The organism is Gimesia maris, from assembly GCF_008298035.1.
In the GTDB taxonomy this organism is placed as follows: Bacteria; Planctomycetota; Planctomycetia; order Planctomycetales; family Planctomycetaceae; genus Gimesia; species Gimesia maris.
Genome location: NZ_CP042910.1, coordinates 4,527,388 through 4,553,166 on the forward strand (window position 1 = coordinate 4,527,388; position 25,779 = coordinate 4,553,166).

A 25,779-nucleotide genomic window follows, 5' to 3' on the forward strand; every position below is an offset into this window, starting at 1 on the left:
AAACTGCTGCCCGCCTGGTTGTGCAGCAGAGATCGAGCTCACTCACTTCCTGCGGGCATCGACGTGCAATCAGAACACTAACGGTGATCGACCTCACAATTTTACAGAGCTGCGATGATCCCTGTCACTTCAGTTCCCTGTCACTTCAGTTCAAACTCAAAATTGTTTTCGCTGTCATTAGCCGTCACCCTGGCTTCCAGACCGCTTTTTGTGAGGATTCCGTATTTGGAAGGAATGCGTGAAACCGGTACGATCAGCACCTCTCCCTCCTCGCTGACTGCTTTCTTACCGGGAGGCAGTGGTTCGAAGGCTTCAATGGTGACTCGATGTGGCCCTACGACTGCACCGTCGCGTCCTTGAGTGGAAAGGCTGAATTGCCCAGACTCATCTGTTCTGCCAATAGCAACAGGGCCTTTCTCCGGAGTGAAAGCAACGCCAGCATCAGCAAGCGGTTTTCCTTCCCAGGTAACTGTTCCTTCCACTGCCGCCACCTGCGGGCCATCGCTCCCGCTACAGCCAAACAGTGTATACGCTGAAATGAGTAGCAGGATGCCAGTGAATCTATTCATTCGATGCTCCTATTAGATTTTGTTCATAAAGTGCCTGTTTACAATAAACGGCGTTCGATAACGCTCTCTTGTTCAGGCCAGGAGATAAGGAAGGCTCAGAGGGAATACCTGTGAGCCATCGATGCAGCCTGATTTCTGGAGAATGACTTTGCATCCAGCCGTTGGTCGGTTACAGGTTTCCAACTGAAGTCAGTACGTATTTGACCAGAAACAGAATGTGCAAGTAGCCTTCCCATCCTCACGTCTCAGACAGGATTAGAATTCGCCGAGAACCGCGCCGTCAGCTCGGTCGCCCAGATGCTGGAACGTGTCGGCATGATCGATGTTTTCGCTGAGGAAACGCACGGCACCGTCGACCATCAGGAAGTGGGCTCCCCCCGAGTGCATCGACTTAAACCCAAGAGAGTAGTTCCATTGAGTATGCGCAGTGCATGCAGAGTTTGTGATGCGTCGGGACGACCCCAACTGATCGCAGGTCGTGAACTCATTGATGGGAGTCAGTGTCATCGTTTCTGCGTTGCAGGTCGACTGGGCGTAGGACCAGCTACCCCGGTCTGCGTCGAGACATGATGGCAGTGTCTCTCCCACCTGAATCGTATTTGAACTGCCGTCGAGAACATCAGCAATACGAATACTGGCACCATTGCGCGAGATCATCCCGGAAATGCCGCCTTTCAAAAGCGTCTTTCCATACAGTGTTGATTTCAACGCGTAAACCTGAAAAGGGCTGCAAGCCGAAGAGCCGCTGGGTGCTGATTGAGACCCCATGGATCCAGCATAGTTACATTGAGCATATCCGCCCCGTGGTTGATTGTATGGGTCGCTGGGGCAGGTATAGATTGTCATGGGAATTTCTCGTACGATTCTGCCGTCGGCAAGCGTGGCCTGTACAGCCGAGGCAGTAGCGCCAGACATGTCGATCTGATTAAACAATGTTGCCTGATCGACATAAGGTAAAATTCGAACCTGCCAGCTTACCCTCGGCGGCAAATCGCGATCTCCAGTTCCACCAATGGGAAACATACCATAAGTCTCATGATAGTTGTGGAGCGCCAGGCCGATCTGCTTCAAGTTATTTTTGCAAGTACTTCGACGTGCCGCTTCACGTGCCTGCTGTACCGCTGGCAAGAGCAATGAAATAAGAATCGCGATAATAGCGATCACAACCAGCAACTCAATAAGTGTAAAACCTGACCTTCTCCCATGACTGCGATTCAACATAACAAAGCCCTTCCTGAAACAAGATAATCAATCTGAGGAATAAGAACTGACTACAACAAAAATAGAAATGTGACAGCTTGATCAAGCTGTGATTTTCACAGCCCTGCACACACAGAGATCGTTGTGACGGTTCGACTCAGCAGCTGGTAGTGCTACTTATTCGATAGTCACAACACAGGTTACTGAATAAGAATTGTTATTTATCACTCCGCGCAGCAGCGAACCACTCAATGAGAAAGGTGTAGTCACACGAGAACGAACTCAATGAGATTGGGTCATATAAGTAATCGTATACCCGAAGAATTATTCAGGTCTGTTTTCTAAAAAAAACACCATTTTCTGATGAATTGAATAAAACATCACAACAGAGAGGCAGGAAACTGGAGGCTTAGTGAATCTCACCGGCTTTCAATTCTGAACTCTAGAATGCTTCATGGACAATCCCCGTTGATGAAAAAGGAAGCACTCAGATCAGTTCGGCGATAGGTTTGCCATGCGGTAGAATGGGAATCGGTCGCCCCTGGTGGTCGACGAGAGACTGGGTAAAATCAATACCCAGGTGCTGATAGATGGTAGCCAGCATATCCTGTGGCGTGCAGGGTGAGTGTGTGGGGTACTCTGCTTTGGAATTGGTGGCACCGACGACCTGTCCCATTTTAAGATTGCCACCAGAGAAGAGTGCCGTGTAAGCCTGAGGCCAGTGGTTACGACCGGTCCCTGAATTATTGGATGAGAGTCGGGGCGTGCGGCCGAATTCGCCGACTGCGACCACCATGATTTTTTTCTCCAGGCTTCGTTCATGAATGTCTTCGATAAGAGTTGCCAGTGCCTGGTCCATATATGGCAGTCGGACTTTCATATACTTCGCGAAATGTCCGGGACGCCCTGCGTTTAAAATGTGATCGTCCCAGTTCGTAAATTCCTGACCGTTTTTGGGGGTATTGAAGAACAGGGAAACAACGCCACAACCGGATTCCGCGAGTCGGCGGGCCAGCAGGCAGCCCTGTCCCCACATGTTACGGCCATAGCGGTCACGTAGACTGTCTGGTTCTCGATCAATTTCAAATGAGCTGGCGGCATCGGGGCTGGTAAGCATTTGAAATGCCAGATCACGGAATTTGTCGTTGCCAGCCAGGTCACCGTTCAGATCCAGGTCGTTCCGCAGACGGTCGATCTGTCTTAATAGCTGCCGACGTTCGACCAGATGCTGGCCATCCAGACCGGCCTGCAGCTTCAGTGATGGCGGGCGGTAATTTGCAGACGAGGGTTCGGTGGATTCGAAGGGGCCGTGCTGCAGACCGAGATAAGTCGGTTGTACCATATAAAATTTTGAGGGAATCGAGACATAGGGAGGCGTCCCCTTGCCTGATAAGCCCCGCACCGCGCTGGTGACGGATCCAAAATCCGGATGTTCGCTTTTTGATCCAGACGAAGGATCCAGTTTGGAGGGACGCTTGCCTGACAGCACGATAATCCCACCGTCGCTATGAATTCCCACGTCGTGGTGTAAGGATCGAACCAGCGAGAATTTATCTGCGATTTTAGCTTGCCGGGGAAAGAGTTCGCAGATATCCATACCCGGGACATTGGTCGCAATCGGGTTGAAGAGAGAACGATAGTCCGAGGGAGCTTCCGGTTTAAGGTCGTAAGTCTCCAGTTGCGAAGGTCCGCCATGCAGAAACAGGAGGATCACGGAGGTATCCTGCCGCGGCTGACCTGCTTCACTACGTAATGCCAGCAGTTGTGAGAGCGATAACCCGCCCAGGCATAAGGAACCAATGCGCATGAATTCCCGACGATTCACCGGTCCGCTGCATGGTTTGCCCGCCATATCGTTTTATCCCGTTCCGAAAACCCCCGGAGGCGTCTCCGCTTGAGCTGAGTGAGTCAATTAATGAAAATCGTTGCACACAGACATTTCCCAGGTAGCTGGAGCCTGGATCCAGGCCAGGTTTGTAATATTCCTTATTCTAGCAATGCCACTCTCGACAAAGCAATTGCAGTATGAATTTCGCTCGTTATATAATCATGATCCCCCTTTTCCGTCTGATGCGACAGAACCCGGTATCCGGCCATGCCATGTTTAGCTTCATTACGTGGGCACTGCTCAGTTTATCCCTCTCTCTGGGTAGACGAGAAGAGATCATGGAAACGCAGAAGACTTGAGAGTACTATAGACGGATGCCGCCGCTGGTGTGCCAGGATCGGTTCCTACCTGAGGAATACAGCGTAACTTCCCGCTCCCACCTCACACGCCATCATTCGATACATTAGAAAGATTACAATCATGAGACATTTTCTGATTCTCACCACCATGCTGCTGTTATCGGTACACGCCCCCCTGCACGCTGATTCGAAGGATACTCCTGTCGCAACCGGGGAACTGTTAAAAGACTTTGTTCATCCGCCGGTAAATTTCAGCCCGGGCGCAGAATCAAACTCCGAGGCTCGAAAATACCAGGGAATCCCGACGATAGAACGCACGCCGGGCGGTCGCCTGTGGGCAGGCTGGTATGCCGGACCGATTAACGAAGACCGCTTCAACTACGTGATGGCCGCTATCAGCGACGACGATGGCAATACCTGGAGCGATCTGAAATTCGTGATCAATCCCGATGGAGACGGACCACGCCGCGCTTCAGACCCCTGTTTCTGGCTTGATCCTTCCGGCAAACTGTGGCTGTTCTGGTGGATGAACGGCGGAGGGTTGAATGTGACGATGTCGATCACGACTGAGAATCCGGATGCAGAAAATCCCAACTGGACCGAACCGCGGGCGTTGTTCCCCGGCGTGATGATCAACAAACCGATCGTCACCAAAAACGGCGAGTGGCTGATGCCCGCCGCAATCTGGCGACAGGATGACAGTTGTCGCGTCATGGTATCGAAGGATCAAGGCCGTACCTGGGCTTTGCGCGGCGCCGCGAATGTTCCGAAGGACCGCCGCAACTGCGATGAACCGATGCTCGTTGAACGGCAGGACGGTTCTGTCTGGCTGCTGGTCCGCACTTCCTCCTACGGCATTGGAGATTCGGTCTCTACCGACGCCGGTCGCTCCTGGACGGAAGTGAAAGATCATCTGCAGCAAACCACATCCCGCTTCCATATCCAGCGACTGGCATCCGGAAATCTGTTGCTGATCAAGCACAACGGAATCGATGAACGCTCCCGCGGCCGCAATCATCTGACTGCTTACCTCTCCGCTGACGATGGCAAATCGTGGAAAGGAGGCTTGCTGCTGGACACACGCGACATGGTCTCGTACCCGGACGCAACCCAGGCCCCTGACGGGACCATCTACGTGATTTACGACTGGAACCGGGCGGATGAGAAACATATTCTGCTGACGACTTTCACGGAAGCCGATGTACTGGCTGGCAAATTTCAAAGTTCCAAGGCCCGGCAGAGAGTGCTCATCAACCATGCGACGGGCGTCAATTCAAAGCCCTGGCTGAAGAAGCAGCGCGTTACTTCGCTAAACAAGCATGAAACAGCGGCAGTTCTGCTCAAGAAACCCGGCGCACAGTTGAAACCCGTGAATGGTGAAATACGCGATATAAAACTCGGCGAGGCGATCTTCAGCAACCGCAGCTATGCCTTCCATGACAAGCTGCCTTCGTTCCTGCAAGATGGGAATTTTATCTTCAGCCCGATGGAAAATACCGAAGTTGACTGTACCACGTTGGGGGTGGTCTATGTCGTGACACCGCTGCCCGACCGCAACAGAGATAGCGTGACGGACGAATTACAAAAGCAGGGGTTCGAACTGGTTTCCATTCCCGAATTCGTGCTGTTCCTGATGCCGGGCGGACGCGAGATTCCCGGCAATGTCTGTTCGGTCTACCAACGCCGCGTTTCAGCAGGAGACCGCATCAAGTTCGGTAAATGGGGCGTCGTGATCACGAAACCAGAATGAACTCGCAACTCGAACCAGATCAGATGCCGGCGGAGATCAGTACGTAGCCCCCCGATCCAAGCCTGAGCTCCTGATAGTTTTCGACTCAGCTAACTGACGCCGAGACGCGGTATCCGATTGTTCGCGTTGCTCCGTGACCGACCAGTTGAATTTGTGTTCGCACATAAGTCACTGGAAGGTCGCGTCAATGTGCCAGTATCTTTAAATCACTTCCCATATTTATCACTGTGCTGTCTGATTCAATACCATTATTGAATACCGGAAACAGAGAGATGCAGGAAAGAAATGACATAATTCCATTGAAGCACCAAACAATGTTAAATAGGATGTAGCAAACAGACATTCTCTGATTCAACTTATTCAACGTGTGAATTAATATGAGAATGCGATTTGACTTGAGACTGAATCCAGTTTTACTGTAGCTTCTCCAGGATTATTGGGACCAGGGATAATTGATCTACAGACGCTCTGGTTAAATGTGATGCGTTTTAGAATGCTACATATAGAAAACGATAGATGAATGAGATAAACCCTCAGATTCCAGCAGAGCATGATCCCATAAAGAGATCAACCAAAACTAATTTATTGGGAGTAACACTACTTTATCTGTTTGTGATATTACTTGTTTTCTCGCGATGCCTGCCCTATCCCTTATTGGATTGGGATGATAATCTGCACCTCACAGATAACCCCTCTCTGAATCCCGTTTCTTTTAAGGGGATGTGGAATATCTGGAGTCAGCCTTATGAGGGACTCTATATCCCCCTTAGCTATTCTTTTTTTGCGATCGAGGTTTATCTCACACAGTTGTTCGGCTTTCAGGATCATGCGGTCCTGGCCCCCTACATTTTTCATGCTGGCAGCTTACTTCTACACTTAATCAATTCTCTTCTGATATACCGTATTTTAAATATCATTGTGAATGACACTCGTGCAGCCTGTCTGGGGGGATTGCTGTTCGTATTGCATCCATTACAGGTTGAATCCGTCGTCTGGATCAGCGAAACACGCGGACTGCTCAGTAATTTATTTTCAATTGCCACAATCTACTTCACTCTGAAATATGTAAAAAAGTCTGAAACTTCCACACCTGCCCAAACAGGGAAAACCAATTTCGACTTGATCATTGCGACGATGTGTTTTGTACTCTCAATGTTAGCAAAACCAAGTTCGGTGACCACACCATTGATCATCGGAATCCTCATCTCTGTTTTCTTTGCTGAGCATCTTAAAAAACTGGGCAGATGGATTCTCTGCTGGCTGATGCTTGCCCTGGCATTCATTTTCATCACTCGCGGGGAACAGTCTGATCTTCTCTTTGACAGTCCGCTTTGGGCAAGACCATTGATTTTTGGAGATGCGCTTGCCTTTTATTTTCAGAAACTGTTTATTCCCACTCCTCTGTTAATGCAATACGATAAGAGTATCAAACTGATTCTGAACACATCCTGGATTTATTGGTCCTGGCTGATCCCCTGCCTGATCTTTCTGCTCGCCTGCATTCCCAGGCAGAGACGCGTCTTGCAGGCTTCACTGGCCATTTTTATTACCGGGCTATTGCCAGTGCTGGGCCTGATTCCTTTTTCTTATCAATTTATCTCTACAGTTGCAGACAGATATGTTTACCTCGCTATGCTGGGTCCCGCTCTTGCGCTTGCCTGGCTCTTGCGAAGTCATCACAAAACGGTTTCCCTGAGTTTGACTTATGCTGCTCTCTTTCTCTTCGCCGGCCTGAGCTTTATGCAGACTGCAACCTGGTCGAACAGCAGAACACTCTACCAACATTGCCTGGCGCATAATCCCCATGCGTTTATTGCGTCTAATAATCTCGGCCACCTGGCTTTTAATAATCAAAAGTATGACGAGGCGCTTCATCATTTTAAAAACGCGATTTCAGTGATACCTGATGATGTGGGAACAAATGAGAACCTGGGAACGATTTACATGGAACTGGGGCGTAAGGATCAAGCATTACAATACTTTAATAAGGTCCTGAAGATTGATCCAAAACATGCAGGTGCACATTTTGCTTTAGGTGTTTACTACGAAGCTCGAGAAGACAACAAAAAAGCATTTAACCATTACTTCCAGTCTCTACAAGCAAAACCTCAAAATGCGGATGCCTTGTTTGGATTGGGGAACCTGGCCCGAAAGCAGAAAAATTACGAAGAAGCTCTGCGATATTACCAGTTGGCTTTGAAATTCAATCCGGACGCCCCTGGAATTCGCGAAACGCTGGGAAACCTCTATTTGGAACTGGGAGACATGACAAATGCACAACACCAGTTTGATCTTTCGAGAAAGCAGGGTTTATTAGACCCGGCTAACGAATTTAATCTGGGATTGATGGCTGCAAAGAATGCTGATCTGCAGAAAGCCATTAAGCACTACGAATCTGCACTGCAAATCCTGGACTCAACAAAGAAGCCTGATTTGCACAGGCAGGTTATTCAGGAATTGACATTCACCTACAATATGCGGGGAACCACATTACAGAAAAAACAGGATCATGAGCAGGCAGAATATTATTTTCGGCTAGCTATGAAAACGTCGCCTGATTTCGCGCCGGCTTATTTCAATCTGGGAGAATCTCTGTATCGATTGGGAAAAACTCAAGCTGCAATCAGCGTCCTGCAAACTGCACTCACTCTTGTCCCTCCAAATTCCGAACCTGCGATCGATATTCAAAAACGAATTGATTTATATCAAAAAAAGTAGAACCTCCTCTGAAAACCACTTTAATTTCAAAGTGACGAATTCGTATATCGTTGTTCGCTGCTGAACAATAATGGGGAAGCAGTTGAGTATATGCAGTCAACCCGCAATACCCGATCGAAATCGATCAAAACGATTTTGTAAACAGACCTTCATTCTTATTATCTATAATTTTTCAATATACGCGTGAGATTTGATCACTCTCTACGCCCAGAAACATAGTTGAGGCAGCGAAACTTACATTTTCGATTATGGCTGGTTATTGAGGTATGATTGTGCCTGACAAAACTATTTTAACCATCATTTTATCTATCTTTTCCACAATCAATGGAATTGTACCTGGTGGATTTATTGGATTTTATGGCCTCCTTTATTTTATGTTCTACACACAAATTGAAGGGTTCTGGCCTTTCTTTATTTTTACAGTTCCCATCGGAATGATATTGTTGGGAGCAGTAGGTTTTGCACTGGGTTTTTCGCTTGCTAAATCCCTTTCGGAATCCACCTTGCTCAAGCTGATCTATGCGAATCTCGTTATCATCGTCTCCGTAGCATTATTTATTTATTCGCTTTTTCATAACGCTATCACTATGTAGTCTCTTTTAAGTCTGCTTCCCAGGAGACACAGATGGAGCAGCAGCATCACCGCTCTTTTCAGCTGCTTTATTTCTTCTGCCTGCTTGCAGGATGGTTCTGCCTCTCTTTGATCTATGAATCTCCCCTGATCTGGATACAAAATAATTTCATCCTCTTACGAGCTGATAATGTGAATCAGGGACCGGCACTGGTATGATTATTACTGATGATCCTGATTTCAATTGGGCTTATATTCACAATTTCAGTCACAAAGCAGAAGAGAGTCAATCATGCGGAATCGACGCGTTTTTATAGCAGTGACAGGAGTCGTTTTTGCTCTGGTATCAACCGGAGCCTCCTTTGCGGCGAAAGCGGAACGCTCCGGTAAACCCAACATCATCCTGGTGATGGCGGATGATCAGGGCTGGGGAGACACCAGTTATAATGGTCACCCGTTTGTAAAGACACCGGAACTTGATGCCATGGCGAAAGACGCATTCGTCTTCGACCGCTTCTATGCCGGTGCGCCGGTCTGTTCTCCAACACGGGCCAGCGTGATGACCGGTCGCAATCCGAACCGGACCAAAGTCACCAACCACGGTCGCTACATGCGCCCGCATGAGCAGACCATCGCTGAAACGCTGAAAGCAGCCGGCTATGTCACCGGTATCTTCGGCAAAGTGCACCTGGGTTCGGGACAGCCCGACTCCCCCTGCAATCCCAGTGGCATGGGATTCGATGAATGGGTGATCGGACTCAACTTTTTCGACAACGATCCCTACCTGAGCCGCATGGGAAAGATCGAGCATCGTAAAGGAAAAGGTTCGGTCATCTTAATGGATGATACGCTCGAATTCCTCGAGAAACACAAAGACGGCGAGCAGCCGATCTTCACGGTCGTCTGGTTCCCCTCTCCGCATGACCCACACGCGGAAGTGCCGGAAGGCCCCAGTCTATATAAGGGGAAACCACATGCGGGGTACTACCGTGAGATTACGCTGCTGGATCAGCAGGTTGGACGACTGCGACGCGCTCTCAGGAACATGAACATTGCGGAGAATACCATCGTCTGGTACTGCAGCGATAATGGCGGGCTGGTCAAGGAGACCTCCGGCGGCCGCGAGAAAAAGGGCAGCATCTACGAAGGGGGTCTGCGTGTGCCGGGGATCATCGAATGGCCCGCACGTAAGCTCAAAGGTCGCACCTCGGTCCCAGTGGCGACCTTTGATATCTATCCAACCCTGCTGTCACTGGCCGGCGTGGAATTATATGCGCCGCATCCCCTCGATGGCATGGATGTGAGCGGCATCATTACAGGATCGGTTACCAAGCGCAGTAAGCCGATGGGTTTCTGGCATCAACTTCAGAGGGGACAAGGCACACGCAGTGACCAGATTCAGAAAGCGATCATGGAAAAGCAACAGGCGGGTGCCCCCTTACCGCATGATTCTGTCAGAATGCGTAAAGACGTCGACGAATTCCCACAGTTTCCCGAAGAGACCACGACCGGGCATGCCGCCTGGAACGACTGGCCCTGGAAACTGCATCGCATCAAAGGCACAAAATTCGAGCTCTATAATCTAAGCGATGACCCAATGGAGAAAACCGATCTTTCTAAAAATCCAGAACAGGCCCAGCGAGTGAAACAGATGCAGCAGGAACTGGATGCCTGGATGCGGTCTGTGATCCGCAGCATCAATGGGAAAGATTATCAGGAATCGAAGTAAAGGGGTTGAGACCTGGCCCTGATTTTCACCGTTGGGCAAGCCAACGGTGCCACCCGCCACCTGAAATGACTGGCCCTGGAAACTGCATCGGATCAAAGGTACCAGATACGAACCCTACAATTTGAGTGATGACCCGATGGAAAAAACCGATCTTTCCCAAGATCCAGAACAGGCTCAGCGAGTGAAACAGATGCAGCAGGAACTGGATGCCTGGATGCGGTCTGTGATCCGCAGTATCAATGGGAAGGATTATCAGGCTTCGAAATAAAGGGGTTAAAACCTGGCCCTGATTTTCACCGTTGGGCAAGCCAACGGTGCCACCCGCCCGAACGGTTGTGTATCATGTGTCCGGTCTTAATAGCAAGCCAACGGTGCCACCCGCCACCTTTGTACTGACGGGCAAGTCGGACAATAATATAGACCCGCTGCAGTGGGCACCGCTGTAAAAGGGACAGATCCCGAAACATGAATTCAATGCAGGAACGTACTTACTCAATGGCAAGTTTATACCGTCAGTTTCCTGCTTGCTGCGCTCGACCCGAATTGCATTCGGGTCCCCCCCAATCTGGTTGCTCTGGTTCTCTCCCCCCCTTATGACACGTATTCTTCAGTTTCGCGTACTAACAGATCTGGAATGCTGTGACAGATTGCGGTCGATTACTGTGACTCTTAATAATCAGTTGGATTTGATCAGCTTTTCAAAACCGGGGAGAAATGGAGCAGAGTTCAACAAGAAGAATTACTTCTGCAGACTGCGGTAGAACGAGTCGCGGATGTTTTGCATTGACTGCCAGATCTCGGCTTTCATCTCCTGCGGCGAAACACAGGCGAACAGATAGCCGTCTTTGGTGGTTTTGTCTGTCCAGACCTGGATGATCAGATGCAGCGTTTGCGGTTTCTGAGTGACAAACGGTTCGATCCATTTGACGGTTGCCGAATATTCCGTGAGTCCCTCGGGGTAAATCTTCTGAGCATCGACGGGGACCACTTTTTTGAGTTCGCAGGAAAACCCGCTGGTATCCACTTTCGCTTTTCGGCTGTTGAAAATGGTGCGCGACAGTCCCTGATAATAGGTGAGTAGTTCGCGTTCGATGTTTTTTTGTGTCAGTTCACTGCCGGGATCAATTTTAAACACGAAGAAGTAAGAGAAAAACGTGTTTGATTTTTCCTGGAACATGCCGGGCGAAAACCGGGCTTCTTCGAGCCCTTTGAATTTCATTTCCCTGGCAAAGGAAGGAGGGAGCGAAATCTGCTCCCCCTTCCAGTCCGTGGGTACAGTGATGTGCTTTGCCAACTCCGCATCGGCAGCCAGCAAGGTGCTCGTTCCAGACAGAATTACCAGTAAAACAGCAAAACGACGGAGATTAAAATACTGCATACGAAGCGTTTTCTATCTTGAAGGATCAGAAGGCTAGATCGAAGCGATTTCGAAGCCGGCGCGGTAGTCTCGTGTCAGGTATTTGTTGGCCTCCGAGTTGTTGGTGATCTTGAGCGCCTTGCCATCGAATTCGAGGGTTTCGCCCGGGAAGAACGCGGCCACATTTCCCAACTGCACAGCTTCGGTCAGATGGCCTCCGTATTCAAACCCGTCGCTGGGCTGTTTTCCAGACAGGCAACCATCGACCCAGCCATGATAATGGTCGAGACTTTCTACCGGTTCTATGTTAACACCTTCGATGTTCACAAACGGCTGGCGGTAATGAGGCAGAATCAGGTTGCCTTTTTCACCAACGAAAATGGAGCCACCGCTCGGCAGAGATTGGCCGGGTAACAGTTTGGCGATACTGTCACTCGGACGCCGTCCACCATCGTACCAGGTAATCGGCAGACTGCTACCGGCAGTATACTGCGTGCCGGGAATAACGTATTTGATGGTTTCCTGGGCGGGCCAGACTTCATCATTCATGCCGGTATGTTCCGAGTGCACGCTAATCGGGTCGCCCGTGATTTTGAGGGCTGTATATACTGGATCAAGTAAGTGGCAGCCGAAATCGCCGATGGCTCCAGAGCCAAAGTCCTGCCAGTCTCTCCATGTAAAGGGATGGTATACCCGGTTTCCGCCGTACGGACGCATGGGGGCCACGCTGATCCAGAGATTCCAGTCGAGTGTTTTCGGTACCGCTTCGTTATTCGCAGGCTTGTTGAGCAGACCGCTGCGTCCATGTCCGGTGGTACCGACATAGGAATGCACGGCCTTCACTTTTCCGATGACACCATCCTGTATCGCTTTCGCTGCGGTGCGATAAGCGGAGTGCGAGTGGATCTGGTTCCCCATGCGTGTGATGACACCTGATTTTTTTGCCTGCAGACGCATCTGGCGTGCTTCCCAAACCGTGCGTGTCAGCGGTTTCTGGCAGTAAACATGCTTCCCGCGTTGCATCGCGTCCATGCTGATGATGGCGTGAGTATGATCGGGTGTGGAAACCGAAACAGCGTCGATTTTATCCCCCAGTTCATCCAGCATGATTTTGTAGTCCTGGAAGACAGGAGCCTCAGGTGCTAACGGCTTGACTTTTTTGGTCCGCGACAAATCAACATCGCAAAAGGCGACGCATTTCACTTTATCGTGGCTGGCAATGAGTTTGATGTCGGAATACCCTTTGCCGTCGGTGCCGATCCCCGCAAACTGCAATTGCGAGTTCAAATTCTGTCCGCGGACAAATGCCGGTGCGGCGAAAGTGGTTGCGGCTGCAGCTGCGACGGATGTTTTCAAAAAGTCACGGCGGGTGGTATCTGAGGTGGAGGTCATGATGGTGGGTTTCCTGTTGAGTCTTAAAGTGGGACGTATTTTTGTGGCAGAGCCGGTTTATGCTTTTGGGTAGAATTGTAATTATAACATAAACGGCCCGCGATACGTCAATTGAGACAGCGGGTCGAAGTGTGTGCAAATTCGTAATTTGTTCTGCAACCGGATATGTTATCGTCTCCCATGTTTTTCATAATCGGTAAACCTGAGCTTCTCTATTTAACTGAATTCTGGAACTGTTCCAGGTCTGTTTGCTCCTTATCTTAACTTCGTGTTCCCTGCCTCTCAAAGCCCTGCTGTTTGTCACATCCTGAAGTTGCTCGATATCTCATCAACAATTTCAAAGTAGACCTCGTCAGGCAAATGCTCCTGAAACCTGAGAAGTGTTATTTAATTTCCTCGCATGAATTAGAACGACGGTCTGTGCGATCAGAACTGAAACCAACAGATAGCGAACTGTTCTTTACGTTATTATTAACTTACACTCACGTGCAGACGCTACGTTTTCTGGCAGTTGTTTACACTGACATATGCAGAAACTATAATGAGTGGGTACGATTATTGTGTCGGAGGAGTTTAGCAATGTCAGTGTTAGAGGCGCGTTTTGTTCGCGGTGTGATTGCCGGATTGGTGTGGGGGTTGTGGGTCTGTCCGCAGGCTGGGCTTGCTGCATCGAAAGAGAACAAAGCGCTGGCGGCGCGGAAAGCGGAAGCGGAGCAGTTTTTCAGCAAGCAGATCAAGCCGTTCATTAAAAAATATTGCATCGACTGCCATCAGAACCGTCGGCCGACGGAAGCCGGTCTTAGCTTTGACCCGGCTCTACGAAGTCCCGGGCATGCGGCCTTCAGTGAGAAATGGAAAAAGTCGGCGGCCCGCGTGAAAGCACATGACATGCCGCCGGAAGGACTGGATCAGCCGTCCGACAAAGAACGTCAGATGTTTGCAAAATGGATGCAGCAGATAAAATATCTCAGTCCGAAAGATCCTGGTCCATTTGTCATTCGGCGGCTCACCAAAACGGAATATGGCAACACGCTGCACGATCTGCTGGGCGTCGATCCTGACATCGTCGCCAGTCTGCCTGACGAAGTCAGCGGCGAAGGATATCTCAATTCGCTCTCCCCGCTGCAACTCGAACAGTATCTGGCCATCTCCGAAAAAGTCCTGAATCAGGTGGTCGCTCCGGAAGGGAAACCGCCGACCGCCATTCAGTTAGAACTCTTTGGCGAACCGCCAACGTCCGAGACCGACGCTAAGTCAAATGCCCGCAAGCTTGCAAAGTCATTGGCGCGCAGCGCCTACCGTCGTCCCCCCTCTGCTGCCGAAGTGGATGTCCTGCTCAAAGTTTTTGAACTGGGAAGACAGAACGACCTCAGCTACCAGGCATCCTGTCGTCTAATGCTCAAGGCAATTCTGGTTTCCCCGCAGTTTCTGTTTATCACGCCGGCGAGAGAAGTGGAGACTGAAAAGGGGATTGTACCCCTTGATGATTATCAGCTTGCCTCGCGTCTGTCTTATCTGTTATGGGCTACCATGCCCGACGCTGAATTGCTGACGCTGGCAGACCAGGGAAAACTCCACGAGCTGCCGGTGTTGAAAGATCAGGTCACGCGGATGTTGATGGACCCGCGTTCGCGGGCCCTGTTTGACGGCTTTGGCGCACAGTGGCTCAAGCTGGGAAATCTGCACACGCGAACCTTTGACCCGAAGAAATTCCCGCAGATGACCGCCGCCCTGCGCAGCGCGATGTATGATGAAGCCCGGCTCTTTTTCGAAAGCATCGTGCGGGAGAACCGCAGCGTTTCGGAGTTTATCGACAGCGATTACACCTTCCTCAATGGAAATCTGGCGTCGATTTATGGTCTGGAAAATACTGTCACCGGCCCCGAGATGCGTAAGGTCAAACTGACCAACGGAAATCGCGGCGGAATCCTGGGAATGCCCGGCGTGCTGGCGGCGACTTCGTTCCCTAACCGCACCAGCCCTGTCAATCGTGGTGTCTGGGTGCTGGAACAGGTGCTCGGGGATCATGTCCCTGCCGCTCCGCCCGATGTGCCTTCACTGGAGAAGCAGGACCAAAAACAGATCGCCAGTCTGACGTTGCGCGAACGCACCGAACTGCACCGCTCCGAGGCGGTCTGTGCCAACTGCCATCGCTTGCTCGACCCGATCGGATTCGGTCTGGAGAACTTCGACGCCATCGGACGCTGGCGCGACCTGGACGAGAACGGCCAGGCCATCGATGCCTCGGGCGAACTCCCCGGCGGGAGGAATTTTTCCAATCCCAAAGAACTGAAAGCGATTATCGCTCAGCATAACGCAAAGTTTTCTCGCAATCTGGTCGAACGACTGTTAGCCTATGCATTATGCCGACGCCTGGAAGGGTACGACGAAATTGTGATCGATGGACTGATGCAGAAAATCGCCAAAGACGACTACCGCATCCAGACGCTCATCACCGAGGTCGTCACCAGTTATCCTTTCATGCATCGTCGTATTGAGTGACCCGCGAACCACACCCAATGACCGGTAAGACGGAATGGCAGGCCGTCGTATCACATACCTGTTTTCCTCTGCTACCCACCTGAAAGCCTTCCCATGAGTAATTATAAAAGAATCAATCGTCGCACCTGTCTGAAAGGCCTGGGAGCCACACTGGCACTGCCTCTGCTGGATGTTATGGGCTGGGCTGAAGACAGCGAGAAAAAAACGTTCCAACCGCCGGTCCGAATGGGGTTCATGTATATGCCGCATGGCGTGATCATGGATCAATTCTGGCCCAAAGATCCCAAAACGTTTCTGACCTCGCCTCCCCCTGCCCTTGAATCACTGCGCCCGGTGCTCGATCAATGTCTGCTGATGAAGGGGATCGCCGGCGTTTCCAACGGTCCCTTTCGCGGCGCGCCGCACGCGCTCGAGCTCTCGACGTGGCTCACCGCAGCGTTACCCGATCCGGATAAGCGGGACGAAATCAGTATCTCCATCTCCGCCGACCAGATTGCCGCGAATTCGCTGGGCGCGTTTACTGCGCTGCCTTCGCTGGAACTGGCCACAATGCCGCAAACGTGGAAGGAAAACCAGGCGGGGCTGAACGAGGCCTACTATTCCCACTGCAGCTTCCGTTCGCCGACCCAGGCGGTTCCCGCCGAGACCAATCCCCGCAACGTGCTGAATCGTCTGTTCAACAAGAAGGAAAAAGGGGACGGACTGTCAGCGAACGGGATGAGCAGTTTAGATCGGAGCATGCTGGACCTGGTGATCGGCGGTGCCCGCGATCTGCGTCGCACACTGTCAAAGACTGACCAGCGCAAGCTGGATCAATACCTGGACAGTGTCCGCTCGGTGGAACGAAGGATCGCCGCCATTGAAATACGCCAGAAAGAAGCGGCACTGGAGAAAGCGGGAGTCCGACCGAATCGCAGTCACAAAACCGACTCGCCTCCCATCGAGATCAAGATTCCCGAGGGAGACAAACGGAGTGAGTACATGCAGGTGATGTGCGACCTCAACGTGCTCGCGTTCCAGACCGACACGACTCGCGTCTGCACCTACATTGGTTCCACCCCGAACGGCGTCTCGTATCCTGAACTCGGTTTCAACGATCAGCACCATTCCCAGACGCACCATAACGGCGAGAAGAAGAAGGTGGATAAAGTCGCCGCGATCACGAAATTCAATATCGACCAGTTTGCCTACATGGTCAACAAGATGCACAGCCTGAAGGAAGGCGACGGCACATTGCTGGACAACTGCATTATGATGTGGGGCTCGGGCCTGGAAGACGGTGACAGGCACAGCCGGGCCAATCTGCCCTTCATTCTGGCAGGACGAGGCGGCGGTGCGATCAACACGGGACGTTTCCTGCCCGATGTCAAAGGCAACCAGGGCGACTTATTAACAACCCTGCTGACCTGCGCCGGGATTCCCCTGGACCGCCCCGTCGGCATCGCCACGAAACAGATCGCAGAGATCCCCGCCCAATCCTGAAACAGTTAATCGTAAACTGAAGCCGTTTTATTTCTATTTTGAGTTCAACAGCAGATTTCATGAGAATTACCATACGCTCCCTCTTCAGTTCCTTATTATTGGTGATCATCTGCACGACTAACGCAGTTGCGCAAGACAGCAGCAAGTCGAACACCGAAGAAAGACCTGCGCCGCGGATCAAGCTGACAATGGGGGAACCGCATGTGATCGTGCGGGGGATTCGGCCGGAGGAGCAGCTCTGGGGGCCGTACCAGTTTCCGCGTCCTTATCGGCTGAAAGACCGGTTCGTTGTTTCCGTGCATGTGAAAAACGATGATATCAGCAACTATGGTGCGACGGCCCTCTGGTTCGAAAGTCGCGATCAGGGTGTGACCTGGAAAGAGGTCGATGATTCGATCGCGCAGGAGTGCGGCTTGCTGCTCCCCAGTGGTGACCGGGTCTACCTTCCGCCGGAATCGGGTGTCGACGTAAGCGAGTACAAGCAGATTCCCTGGAACAAATACACGCCCGCTTATGATTTCTCGAAGCAGGCGGAGGAAGGAACGCTGCCGATTCCCGATGGCATGACCTTCTGGATGGGAGGCACAACCATCAATGCATTTAACGCCGATCGCCTGCCGCCGAGTATGTCTAAAAAGGAATGGACGCTGTATCGCATTCCTGCAGGTCAGACAAAACCAGTGCAGGAGCAGGCCGATGTGGACTGGCCTTACCTGACGCGGGTGGTTCACGTCAGTCGAAATGGGAAGAAGGTGCTGAAGTCGATCTTTCCGCGGGGTAATCCGAAGCTGGGGCCCGACGGTGCGATCTGGGTAAGTGTGTTTTCGGGGGAGGGGCATCTCAATCCGGAGAACGGACAGTACAGCCCTTACTACTCGGCGGAAATCTTCCGTTCCGAAGACAACGGGAAAACATTCCAGCGACGTTCACATCTGGAATATGAAGCGAACGGCCACGAGTTTCCTTATAAGAGTGGCGGTTTCAGCGACAGTGACTTTGAATTCATGCCGGACGGTTCGATTGTCTGGTTCCTGCGATCGACCTGGTATTCTTCAACCGGCAAAGAGTGGGATCCGATGTATATGACGCGTTCGACCGACTTGGGGCGGACCTGGTCGAAGCCGGTGAAGTTCGACGACGTCGGTATCCTGCCGCGTTTGTGTCGACTCGAGAATGGGGTGACACTGCTCTGTTATGCCCGTCCGGGGACATTCGTACGGGCTGCGCTCAACGACAGCGGCACAGAGTGGACTGAACCGCTGGTGGTGATGACGCCCGGTGATCGAAGCGGACTGGCGAACAAGCCTGTAGCTGACCCCACCTTTCACGACTGGGACGGCTCCTGCAATAACCCGGAGATCGTGCCTCTGGATGAGAACAGTGCCCTGCTCTTCTACAGTGATTTTTATTATCCGGATGAGAGTGGCGTGAAACGGAAAACGATTCTGTGTCGCAAGATCATGGTGGAGCGGCAGGCGGACTGAAACAGAGGGGAGATTCCTCCGTTTTTTTCTACCACCAAATAACATTGAAGCAGGTAGGACACTGCAAGTGACATTTCAGATCTCACTCTGTTAATCTACAGGTAACTTATTGTTTATTGCCGATGTTATTTAAGTCGGTTTCCTGTAAGTTTATCGCTACGTTTGAAGATTGAATTTTTGAAAGTATCTATATTACTTTCTACAGGTGGATCGCTCCCCGTTATCACATACCTGCAGCTGAACCCCAGCTCCTTCAGATTATCTGCCAGGTTGTGATCACGGCTCAACACGATCACAGCCACACCATCGGCTTTCATTAAGTTTCTGACGATTGCGTTCTCGCGCTCGTGCTCTTCCTTCTCAACAAATTTAATGCTTCCATCTGATTTCACCGAATTAACCGCTTCGAAAGCCTTTGCATCCTCCGCTGGCAGAATGGTCTGTAATTCACCAGTGATGACTAATTGACCTGCGGCTCCCAACTCTGACAAATCGAGTCGGTTTTGATCTTTTTTCCGTTTTTCAAATTCAGATTCATTGATCGTATTGGTCTTCTCGTATTGCTTCAGACTTTCCAGGTAATCCAGCGTTGCCTGGTGATTCTTCTCAGAAAGCCCTTGTAAATAGATGCCCTTCAGGCGGTATTTTTTGATCAGAACCCGCAACTTCAGAATCAGCCCCCGTTGGCTTCTTTCCCGATCGTGAAGAAACTCCCTGTAGCGGTCATCTATCTGGTCGTCAGTCAAGCTGGAATTCGCCCGCAGATCAGCCAGATATTCAGCCCGGGAAACATGATGCGGATTGACGACATGAATAATTTTATGCGGAGCCGCCTGAACTAAAGCAGGAAGCAGAAACATCAGCAGGGCAGATAGTCGATACATGGAATCTCCAGGTTTGTAAAAGTAACGAAGAACAAACCTGGCACTATTCCCCGAGAAAACTCTCACCCGGGGATTCACATTCAGTGCCATTTTTATAAACGAGACGGGATCATATCCTCTCTTGAGTCTAACAGAACAGGAGCTGGAATCCAGATCCGTTTTTTTCTACCACGAAAAACACGAAAGGGCACGAAAACAGGGCTGGTATCTGCCTCGCTGTTTCAGGGCAGAGTAAAAGAGGCCAGCGGTGCCTGCTTATCGTTTCCATTTGCTGCTACATTTTGTCTGGAATCGTTTAAAACTGCGTTAGACAAATTTCTAATGCATGGAGGTCGTTCCTGTTTCTGGTCTCAAACTCTCTCGAACTGTTGCCCCGGATTGGTTAGCTTTGTTAAGATAATACCGCTCCTGCTCTGGTCACCGTCAAGCCACAAATCGATCAGACAACGCCATGATTTAATCACTTCAGTAAGGAAATAAGAATATGCCAGCCTGGCCAGAGAAAATGTATATTGATGGAAAATGGGTCGACGGTCGCTCGGAAACGAACTGGACGATCACGAACCCGGCGACCCGGGAACCGCTGGCGGAGATTGCCCTGGCGAATGCCAGTGATGTCGATCTGGCGGTCACTGCGGCTCGTCGTGCGTTTGACAAGGGAGAATGGCCGCGTCTGGATCCTCTGCAGCGGGGTCGATTGCTTTACAAGCTGGCAGAACGCATTCGTGAATCTGCGGAAGATCTCGCGATGACCGATACGCTCAATATCGGCAAGCCGATTCGCGACACGCTGGGCTTTGACATTCCCTGTGGGGCGGACGTAATCGAAAGTTATGCGGGACTGCCGGACAAAATCGCCGGGCATTCCTATGGCGGCCTGCCGGACAATGTGACGATGCAGTTTCGCGAGCCGATGGGTGTGATCGCAGCCATCGTTCCCTGGAATTATCCCATGACTAACGCCGCCATTAAACTGGCGCCGATTCTTGCCTGCGGCAATACGGTGGTGCTGAAGCCTTCTGAAGTCTCGCCGCTGTCCGCATTGATGCTGGCGAAGATGGCTGAAGAAGTGGGCTTTCCTCCTGGCGTGATTAACGTGATTCACGGCACGGGCGCGGAAGCGGGGACGGCTCTTGTGAAACATCCGGGCATCAATAAAATTGCGTTCACGGGACGGTATGAAACCGGTGCGCAGTTGATGGAAGCGGCCAAGGATGGCATGAAAGGCGTGCTGCTGGAACTGGGCGGCAAAACGCCGAGCGTCGTCTTTCCCGATGCCCCGCTGGATCATGTTGTCAACGGTGTGATCACGGGCATCTTCTGTCACCTGGGTCAGATTTGTGTGGCCGGCTCAAGACTGCTGGTGCATGAGAGCCAGCATGATGAACTGCTCGAGCGGATTATCGCCAAGGCTCAGAGTTTGAAACAGGGAGATCCGACCGATCCCGAAATGCACCTGGGCTGTCTGGCCACGCCAACGCACTGCGGCTTCGTGCGGAGTCGCGTTGAACAGGCAAAACAGGAAGGGGCCCGGTTAGTCCTCTCGGGTGATATCTCCGATGATCCGCTGGACTGCTTCTATCCGCCGACCATTTTCGACCAGGTCTCACCCGACATGGCTGTCGCGAAGGAAGAAGTGTTCGGGCCGGTCTTAAGCGTGATGACATTTAAAACGGAAGAAGAAGCGATTCGCATTGCCAATGATTCCGACTTTGGTTTGATGGCCAATATCTGGTCCACTGACGGCACACGGGCGCTGCGAGTCGCCCGCGAGCTGCAGGCAGGACGGATCTCGATCAATGGTGGCGGTTATCTCAGACCGAACGTGCCGATCTATGGTTACAAAAAGAGTGGATTCGGAGCGGAACTGGGCTTCATCGAAGCGGCCCACGAATTCTGTAATTCCAAGTCCGTGATTTATTCCCTGGCGACGGAGAAATCTCCCTGGCCTGAGTAAGCTTGGCTTTTCAGATAATGCAACAGGGGGCAGGACGCAGATTATTTGTGTCCTGCCTTTTTTTATTGGTATGGGAGGCTGCCTGGACTGTGTCCCATTTCACTGTAGCGTCTCCAAAGCCATTTGGAGCAGCTATAATAGATCGAGAGACGCCATGGTTAAATGTGATGCGTTCTAGTCGATCACTGTGAGCGAGTATTTAGACCGGACACATGGCATGCACTGAAGCAAGGAACAGTAACAGCCTTTACTAATGGATGCTCTGTATCACCCGAGGATTTGGAAACAGAGAAGCCTGGGCATAATCACTGAGCATTTTGACCAGTAAGTCGACCTGCGTTTTGCTGAAATATCCTGCCACATTTTTTTTGTAGGCTTTGGCAATATCGAGTGGATGCTCTGAAGTGGAAAGTACAAATACGATGGTATGGCTAAGTTCAGGGTCTTCCCGAAGTTCATCCAGAAACTGCAGGCCATTCATCCCGGGCATGTTGAGGTCAAGCAGAACGACAAAATCTTCATTCAGCTTCTCTGATGATTCCCCTCGCAGTATGGATAAGGCTTCCGCCCCATCACAGGCGGTATACAAGCTACAATCCAACTCCTGACGCTTAATGGCCCGATTGACCACTTCACGATCGACGTCATCATCTTCAACTAAAAGAATTGAAAACCGGTTTTGCAGCATTTTTTTAATCCTTATGTACTTAAAAACTCCTCTTAATATCATAGGTTATTATTTGGACCATGTGAAGTGAAATATCGTATTCTGCTTCTCCGCCGATTCAACAGAAATTGTACCACCCAAAGTTTCGATCTGTTTTTTTATGATGGCCAGGCCCATTCCACTCCCCTCGGCAGTAGTATTACCTACGCGCTGATACATTTGAAATATTCTATCGTGATGCTTGGGATCAATCCCAGGCCCGTTATCTTTGACGCTGAACTCATAAAAATCGGGAAGTTCCCGATAATCAATATTAATTTTCCCCGTTTCGGGATGATCATGGTGCTTGACGGCATTAGTGATCAAATTGAGAAATACATGCCGCAGTGGTGTGCGAAAGGTATTCAGAACTGGCATATCAGGGGCAATGGTTATTTGAATTTTCTCTGGATTATCAATCAGTTCACTGATTTCTTTAAGCATGGCTCCCGTATCAGTTCGTTCACATTCTCCTGTGATTCGACCAATGCGGGAGTACTCCAGTAAGTCGTTCAGTAGTGTCTCCATGGTTCTGATTCGCCCCTGCAGCTTATTCAGATTGACACACGATTCTTCAGAAAGTTCTTCGGCAGAGTCTTCCTGAATCCATTTAGCCAGCTGATCGATGCCTCGGAGAGGAGACTTAAGGTCGTGGGAAGCAATATATGCAAAGTTGTCGAGTTCGGAGTTGATCATTTCAAGCTCCCGGGTTTTTTGTATCAGTTCCTGGCTTAATGTCTGCGATTGCTGCAAAAGGTTTTTGGTCACAAAGTTCTGCTTATTAAAAATATCTGCAGCAGTTGCCATCTCCCCGATTTCGTCATTACGATCTGTAGCCGGAATCGTAATAAGTGTTTCACCGGCTCCCAGTCTTCTGAATGTTTCTGTCATTGCTGTAATCGGCTGCACAACAGAATACGCCAGTCGCCAGGCATAATATAATCCGATGAGCAAGGCTCCAATAATCGCGATCGTTGTGATATTTTTAATATCCTGCGTATGCACGATGGTGGCCTGATTGATCTCTGTTCGCTTGCTCTCGGCGATATTTTTAATCTGCATCGAATAATATGCAAATTCCGAGGCTTCACCAGACATCACGACATTTACCAGATAGAGATAACTTCGCGTTGCCTGAAATGCTCTCAGGCATATTTTTTCGTACTCATCCAATTGTGACAGCAGGTCATTTACGAGTACTTTTTCAGAATTGAGCGCCTCGGCTTGAATGGATTCAATAATCGAGCGGGCGTCCTGAAGCGAGCTCAAAGTCTTATCGACAAAAGGAGTACTGGGTTCGGCAAAATATCGTAATGCATTTTTTTCGGCGAGCGCGAAAAAACGCTGAGCGGATAACGCAGCCAGATAATGCCGACTCAGCTCTTTGGGACTGCCATGTACCTGTGCTTCCAGATTTTCCAGATTCACCTGTACTCTTTGCCCCTGTTCTGGAAGAGATGTCTGAACCAGGGACGTCCGCAACTGGCGTTCTTCCGTTGCCAGTGTGAAATTCTTGAAATATGCCTCCAGATGTGAGTTCATAATGATCAATGACTCACTGATCTCTTTGTCATTCACGTCAGACAGGAGACCGCTGACCTGCTTCTGCAGTTTTTCAAAGGTCACCTGCACGGCATCGCGGTTCGAAGAATGGCCGGTATTAATATACTGATTCACACGGCGTTTCAGTTCTTGCACATTGCGATCAATGGACAGAGATTCGTTATAGGTTTTTTCCACATCGCGGTATTGATCAAAGCTCTGCATCGCATTGCCAAGACCGTAAATACCTAAAATACCATTCGAAATCAGAAGCAGAATCATCCCGCCAAAACCGATGTAGATTTTCCACTGCAGGCTCGTCATTCGTTTTGGTTTAATCTTGTCTATCATGATTCAGTCTACTTCGGGCATCATTCAGCCTGCGCCAGGCTTAATACGCAATTCCACAATCCTTCAAGTTGAGAGAAATTCGTTCCATTTCAGAAGAGAATATTCATAAGTATCCATCACTGTATTCCAGACAGCCACGTTACTGAAACGTTCAAGATAGGAGCCTCCGTTACGGATTTCACCTTGTTTCACTACGACTCGACCATCAGTTCCGGCAAGATTAGTGAGGGCAGGTTTTCCTTCATACCAGTAGTTCCATTCATTATCTGTAAGCAGCGAACGTGAACGCTCCGGGTTGGAAATGTAATACCCCTGTTTCGCGATAAAGGCACCAGGCCAGCCTGACAGCCACCAGTTCATATAATCATAAGCCGCATCCTTCACTGCGCCCTGTGTTTGAGAAGAAAGGCACATCACACCATGCCAGGCACGATAGCCTTCTTTAGGGGCAGCATAGACACAATCGATTCCTTGTCCTTTGAGATCGAATACCGCAGGCGAAAACATGCTTTCAATTACGACTTCCTTACGCTGCATCAGTCGCACCGACTGGGGCCCGGAACTCCAGACACCACGGAAGTGACCTTGATGTCTGAGTTCGATTAATATCGCAAACAGCTCATCGATTTCGTTTCTGGAAAGATTTCCTATATCTTTAAATTTCATTAACCCTTTCGCCTGGACCGCGAGTACGGCGTCAAATAATCCAATTGATGGAGCATTGACCAGTGCCACCTTGCCTGCATAGCGTTCGTCCAGCAGCCAACTCCAGCTTTCTGTTTTATAGGGTATGCCACGCGGAATCACACCAGCATTGTAGCCAAAGGAATCCACATTGTGGACGTAAGGCAGAAAGCTGACCTGTTGACTGGGAACAGAACTCAGTGACCGATCTTTTTGAACATACAACAGTTTTGAAGGTGCATCACCCGCACCGAGTTTGGCTCCTGTCGTGATGCGACCGGTTTTGGTGAGATTGTTGATTTCATCCCAGTATTTGAGTCGCTCGATGTCAATCGCCTGTATTGCATTGGCCTGCCATAAGACTTTCAGACTATTCGACCACTGCTCGTACAGGTCAAACGATGCCGGACGAGTAGAAGCCTGATGCAGAACGGCCGCACTGCCACCGGGCTGAAATTCAATATCGATCCCCAGATCCTGTTGCGCTTTTTTACGCAGTTCCTCCTGCAGCGTCACATGCGTACCCAGAACCCGTAACTTCGTACGATGACGCGCAAACACATAAGGAGCATTCGTAAATGCCCCCACCCCACTCGACAAAGCCAGAGTCTTTTTAAGAAAAGTCCGTCGCGTTGTCCTGGTCTGTTTTATATTGTCAGTCGAATCGGCAGTGCTCATTTTTAACTCTCATGAGGGATAATTTTTATAGAGGTC

The 25,779-nt window shown here is 50.4% G+C and carries 18 protein-coding genes; 9 read left to right on the top strand and 9 right to left on the bottom strand.

Annotated features, from left to right (window positions below):
* Positions 1-140 precede the first annotated feature (140 nt).
* The 3 genes from GmarT_RS16545 to GmarT_RS16555 form a co-directional block, all read right to left on the bottom strand.
* Positions 141-569: a transthyretin-like family protein gene (locus GmarT_RS16545; protein ID WP_002647450.1), complete on the bottom strand. Its 429-nt coding sequence runs from the start codon at positions 567-569 to the stop codon at positions 141-143.
* 255 nt (positions 570-824) lie between these two features.
* A complete protein-coding gene (locus GmarT_RS16550) occupies positions 825-1,790 on the bottom strand; it encodes a DUF1559 domain-containing protein (protein WP_002647449.1) in 966 nt (321 codons plus the stop codon).
* 466 nt (positions 1,791-2,256) lie between these two features.
* On the bottom strand, positions 2,257-3,621 hold the full coding sequence (locus tag GmarT_RS16555; protein ID WP_002647448.1) for a DUF1501 domain-containing protein: 1,365 nt from the start codon (positions 3,619-3,621) through the stop codon (positions 2,257-2,259).
* Positions 3,622-4,077: 456 nt separating this feature from the next.
* Between GmarT_RS16555 and GmarT_RS16560 the strand changes: the two genes are divergently transcribed.
* The 5 genes from GmarT_RS16560 (at position 4,078) to GmarT_RS30245 (ending at position 10,992) form a co-directional block, all read left to right on the top strand.
* On the top strand, positions 4,078-5,706 hold the full coding sequence (locus tag GmarT_RS16560; RefSeq protein ID WP_002647446.1) for a sialidase family protein: 1,629 nt from the start codon (positions 4,078-4,080) through the stop codon (positions 5,704-5,706).
* 516 nt (positions 5,707-6,222) lie between these two features.
* Positions 6,223-8,424: a tetratricopeptide repeat protein gene (locus tag GmarT_RS16565; protein WP_081459540.1), complete on the top strand. Its 2,202-nt coding sequence runs from the start codon at positions 6,223-6,225 to the stop codon at positions 8,422-8,424.
* A 272-nt stretch (positions 8,425-8,696) separates the two neighbouring features.
* Positions 8,697-9,017, top strand: coding sequence for a hypothetical protein (locus GmarT_RS16570; protein ID WP_149302986.1), 321 nt, complete (start codon positions 8,697-8,699; stop codon positions 9,015-9,017).
* Positions 9,018-9,287: 270 nt separating this feature from the next.
* Positions 9,288-10,724, top strand: coding sequence for a sulfatase-like hydrolase/transferase (locus GmarT_RS16575; protein WP_002647442.1), 1,437 nt, complete (start codon positions 9,288-9,290; stop codon positions 10,722-10,724).
* Between the two features lie 136 nt (positions 10,725-10,860).
* The gene (locus GmarT_RS30245; protein ID WP_261337839.1) at positions 10,861-10,992 is read left to right on the top strand and encodes a hypothetical protein; all 132 of its coding nucleotides are present in this window, start codon (positions 10,861-10,863) and stop codon (positions 10,990-10,992) included.
* A gap of 471 nt (positions 10,993-11,463) precedes the next feature.
* Here GmarT_RS30245 and GmarT_RS16585 read toward each other — a convergent pair whose 3' ends face one another.
* Both GmarT_RS16585 and GmarT_RS16590 read right to left on the bottom strand, forming a co-directional pair.
* Positions 11,464-12,102 (bottom strand): hypothetical protein, encoded by a 639-nt coding sequence (locus GmarT_RS16585; RefSeq protein ID WP_002647440.1) that lies wholly within the window; start codon positions 12,100-12,102, stop codon positions 11,464-11,466.
* A gap of 33 nt (positions 12,103-12,135) precedes the next feature.
* Positions 12,136-13,473 carry a Gfo/Idh/MocA family protein gene (locus tag GmarT_RS16590; RefSeq protein WP_002647439.1) on the bottom strand — a complete coding sequence of 446 codons (1,338 nt, stop codon included), beginning with the start codon at positions 13,471-13,473 and terminating at the stop codon, positions 12,136-12,138.
* Positions 13,474-14,052: 579 nt separating this feature from the next.
* On the opposite strand from GmarT_RS16590, the gene GmarT_RS16595 reads away from it, so the two are divergent.
* The 3 genes from GmarT_RS16595 to GmarT_RS16605 all read left to right on the top strand — a co-directional run bounded on the left by GmarT_RS16595 (position 14,053) and on the right by GmarT_RS16605 (position 18,941).
* Positions 14,053-15,975, top strand: a complete 1,923-nt coding sequence (locus GmarT_RS16595) for a DUF1592 domain-containing protein (RefSeq protein ID WP_149302988.1) — start codon at positions 14,053-14,055, stop codon at positions 15,973-15,975.
* Positions 15,976-16,068: 93 nt separating this feature from the next.
* Positions 16,069-17,457, top strand: coding sequence for a DUF1552 domain-containing protein (locus GmarT_RS16600; protein ID WP_002645287.1), 1,389 nt, complete (start codon positions 16,069-16,071; stop codon positions 17,455-17,457).
* Between the two features lie 59 nt (positions 17,458-17,516).
* Positions 17,517-18,941, top strand: coding sequence for a sialidase family protein (locus tag GmarT_RS16605; protein WP_002645286.1), 1,425 nt, complete (start codon positions 17,517-17,519; stop codon positions 18,939-18,941).
* A 125-nt stretch (positions 18,942-19,066) separates the two neighbouring features.
* Here the strand turns inward: GmarT_RS16605 and GmarT_RS16610 are convergent, their stop codons facing one another.
* Positions 19,067-19,825, bottom strand: coding sequence for a hypothetical protein (locus GmarT_RS16610; protein WP_002645285.1), 759 nt, complete (start codon positions 19,823-19,825; stop codon positions 19,067-19,069).
* 484 nt (positions 19,826-20,309) lie between these two features.
* Here GmarT_RS16610 and GmarT_RS16615 point away from each other — a divergent pair, with 484 nt between their 5' ends.
* Complete coding sequence (locus tag GmarT_RS16615; protein ID WP_002645284.1) at positions 20,310-21,782, top strand: aldehyde dehydrogenase family protein; 1,473 nt, start codon at positions 20,310-20,312, stop codon at positions 21,780-21,782.
* Between the two features lie 250 nt (positions 21,783-22,032).
* Here GmarT_RS16615 and GmarT_RS16620 read toward each other — a convergent pair whose 3' ends face one another.
* From GmarT_RS16620 to GmarT_RS16630, 3 genes are all read right to left on the bottom strand, one after another.
* On the bottom strand, positions 22,033-22,470 hold the full coding sequence (locus GmarT_RS16620; RefSeq protein ID WP_002645283.1) for a response regulator: 438 nt from the start codon (positions 22,468-22,470) through the stop codon (positions 22,033-22,035).
* Between the two features lie 48 nt (positions 22,471-22,518).
* Positions 22,519-24,381, bottom strand: coding sequence for an ATP-binding protein (locus GmarT_RS16625; protein WP_081459426.1), 1,863 nt, complete (start codon positions 24,379-24,381; stop codon positions 22,519-22,521).
* A gap of 63 nt (positions 24,382-24,444) precedes the next feature.
* Positions 24,445-25,743: an ABC transporter substrate-binding protein gene (locus GmarT_RS16630; RefSeq protein WP_002645281.1), complete on the bottom strand. Its 1,299-nt coding sequence runs from the start codon at positions 25,741-25,743 to the stop codon at positions 24,445-24,447.
* Positions 25,744-25,779: the final 36 nt, after the last annotated feature.

What these genes read in the sequence shown, in the direction of transcription:
- GmarT_RS16620 (WP_002645283.1), bottom strand. Translation starts at nt 22,470, where the DNA reads ATGCTGCAAAACCGGTTTTCAATTCTTTTAGTTGAAGATGATGACGTC.
- GmarT_RS16605 (WP_002645286.1), top strand. Translation starts at nt 17,517, where the DNA reads ATGAGAATTACCATACGCTCCCTCTTCAGTTCCTTATTATTGGTGATC.
- GmarT_RS16590 (WP_002647439.1), bottom strand. Translation starts at nt 13,473, where the DNA reads ATGACCTCCACCTCAGATACCACCCGCCGTGACTTTTTGAAAACATCC.
- GmarT_RS16575 (WP_002647442.1), top strand. Translation starts at nt 9,288, where the DNA reads ATGCGGAATCGACGCGTTTTTATAGCAGTGACAGGAGTCGTTTTTGCT.
- GmarT_RS16625 (WP_081459426.1), bottom strand. Translation starts at nt 24,381, where the DNA reads ATGATAGACAAGATTAAACCAAAACGAATGACGAGCCTGCAGTGGAAA.
- GmarT_RS16630 (WP_002645281.1), bottom strand. Translation starts at nt 25,743, where the DNA reads ATGAGCACTGCCGATTCGACTGACAATATAAAACAGACCAGGACAACG.
- GmarT_RS16615 (WP_002645284.1), top strand. Translation starts at nt 20,310, where the DNA reads ATGCCAGCCTGGCCAGAGAAAATGTATATTGATGGAAAATGGGTCGAC.
- GmarT_RS16595 (WP_149302988.1), top strand. Translation starts at nt 14,053, where the DNA reads ATGTCAGTGTTAGAGGCGCGTTTTGTTCGCGGTGTGATTGCCGGATTG.
- GmarT_RS16585 (WP_002647440.1), bottom strand. Translation starts at nt 12,102, where the DNA reads ATGCAGTATTTTAATCTCCGTCGTTTTGCTGTTTTACTGGTAATTCTG.
- GmarT_RS30245 (WP_261337839.1), top strand. Translation starts at nt 10,861, where the DNA reads ATGGAAAAAACCGATCTTTCCCAAGATCCAGAACAGGCTCAGCGAGTG.
- GmarT_RS16560 (WP_002647446.1), top strand. Translation starts at nt 4,078, where the DNA reads ATGAGACATTTTCTGATTCTCACCACCATGCTGCTGTTATCGGTACAC.
- GmarT_RS16600 (WP_002645287.1), top strand. Translation starts at nt 16,069, where the DNA reads ATGAGTAATTATAAAAGAATCAATCGTCGCACCTGTCTGAAAGGCCTG.
- GmarT_RS16565 (WP_081459540.1), top strand. Translation starts at nt 6,223, where the DNA reads ATGAATGAGATAAACCCTCAGATTCCAGCAGAGCATGATCCCATAAAG.
- GmarT_RS16555 (WP_002647448.1), bottom strand. Translation starts at nt 3,621, where the DNA reads ATGGCGGGCAAACCATGCAGCGGACCGGTGAATCGTCGGGAATTCATG.
- GmarT_RS16550 (WP_002647449.1), bottom strand. Translation starts at nt 1,790, where the DNA reads ATGTTGAATCGCAGTCATGGGAGAAGGTCAGGTTTTACACTTATTGAG.
- GmarT_RS16545 (WP_002647450.1), bottom strand. Translation starts at nt 569, where the DNA reads ATGAATAGATTCACTGGCATCCTGCTACTCATTTCAGCGTATACACTG.
- GmarT_RS16610 (WP_002645285.1), bottom strand. Translation starts at nt 19,825, where the DNA reads ATGTATCGACTATCTGCCCTGCTGATGTTTCTGCTTCCTGCTTTAGTT.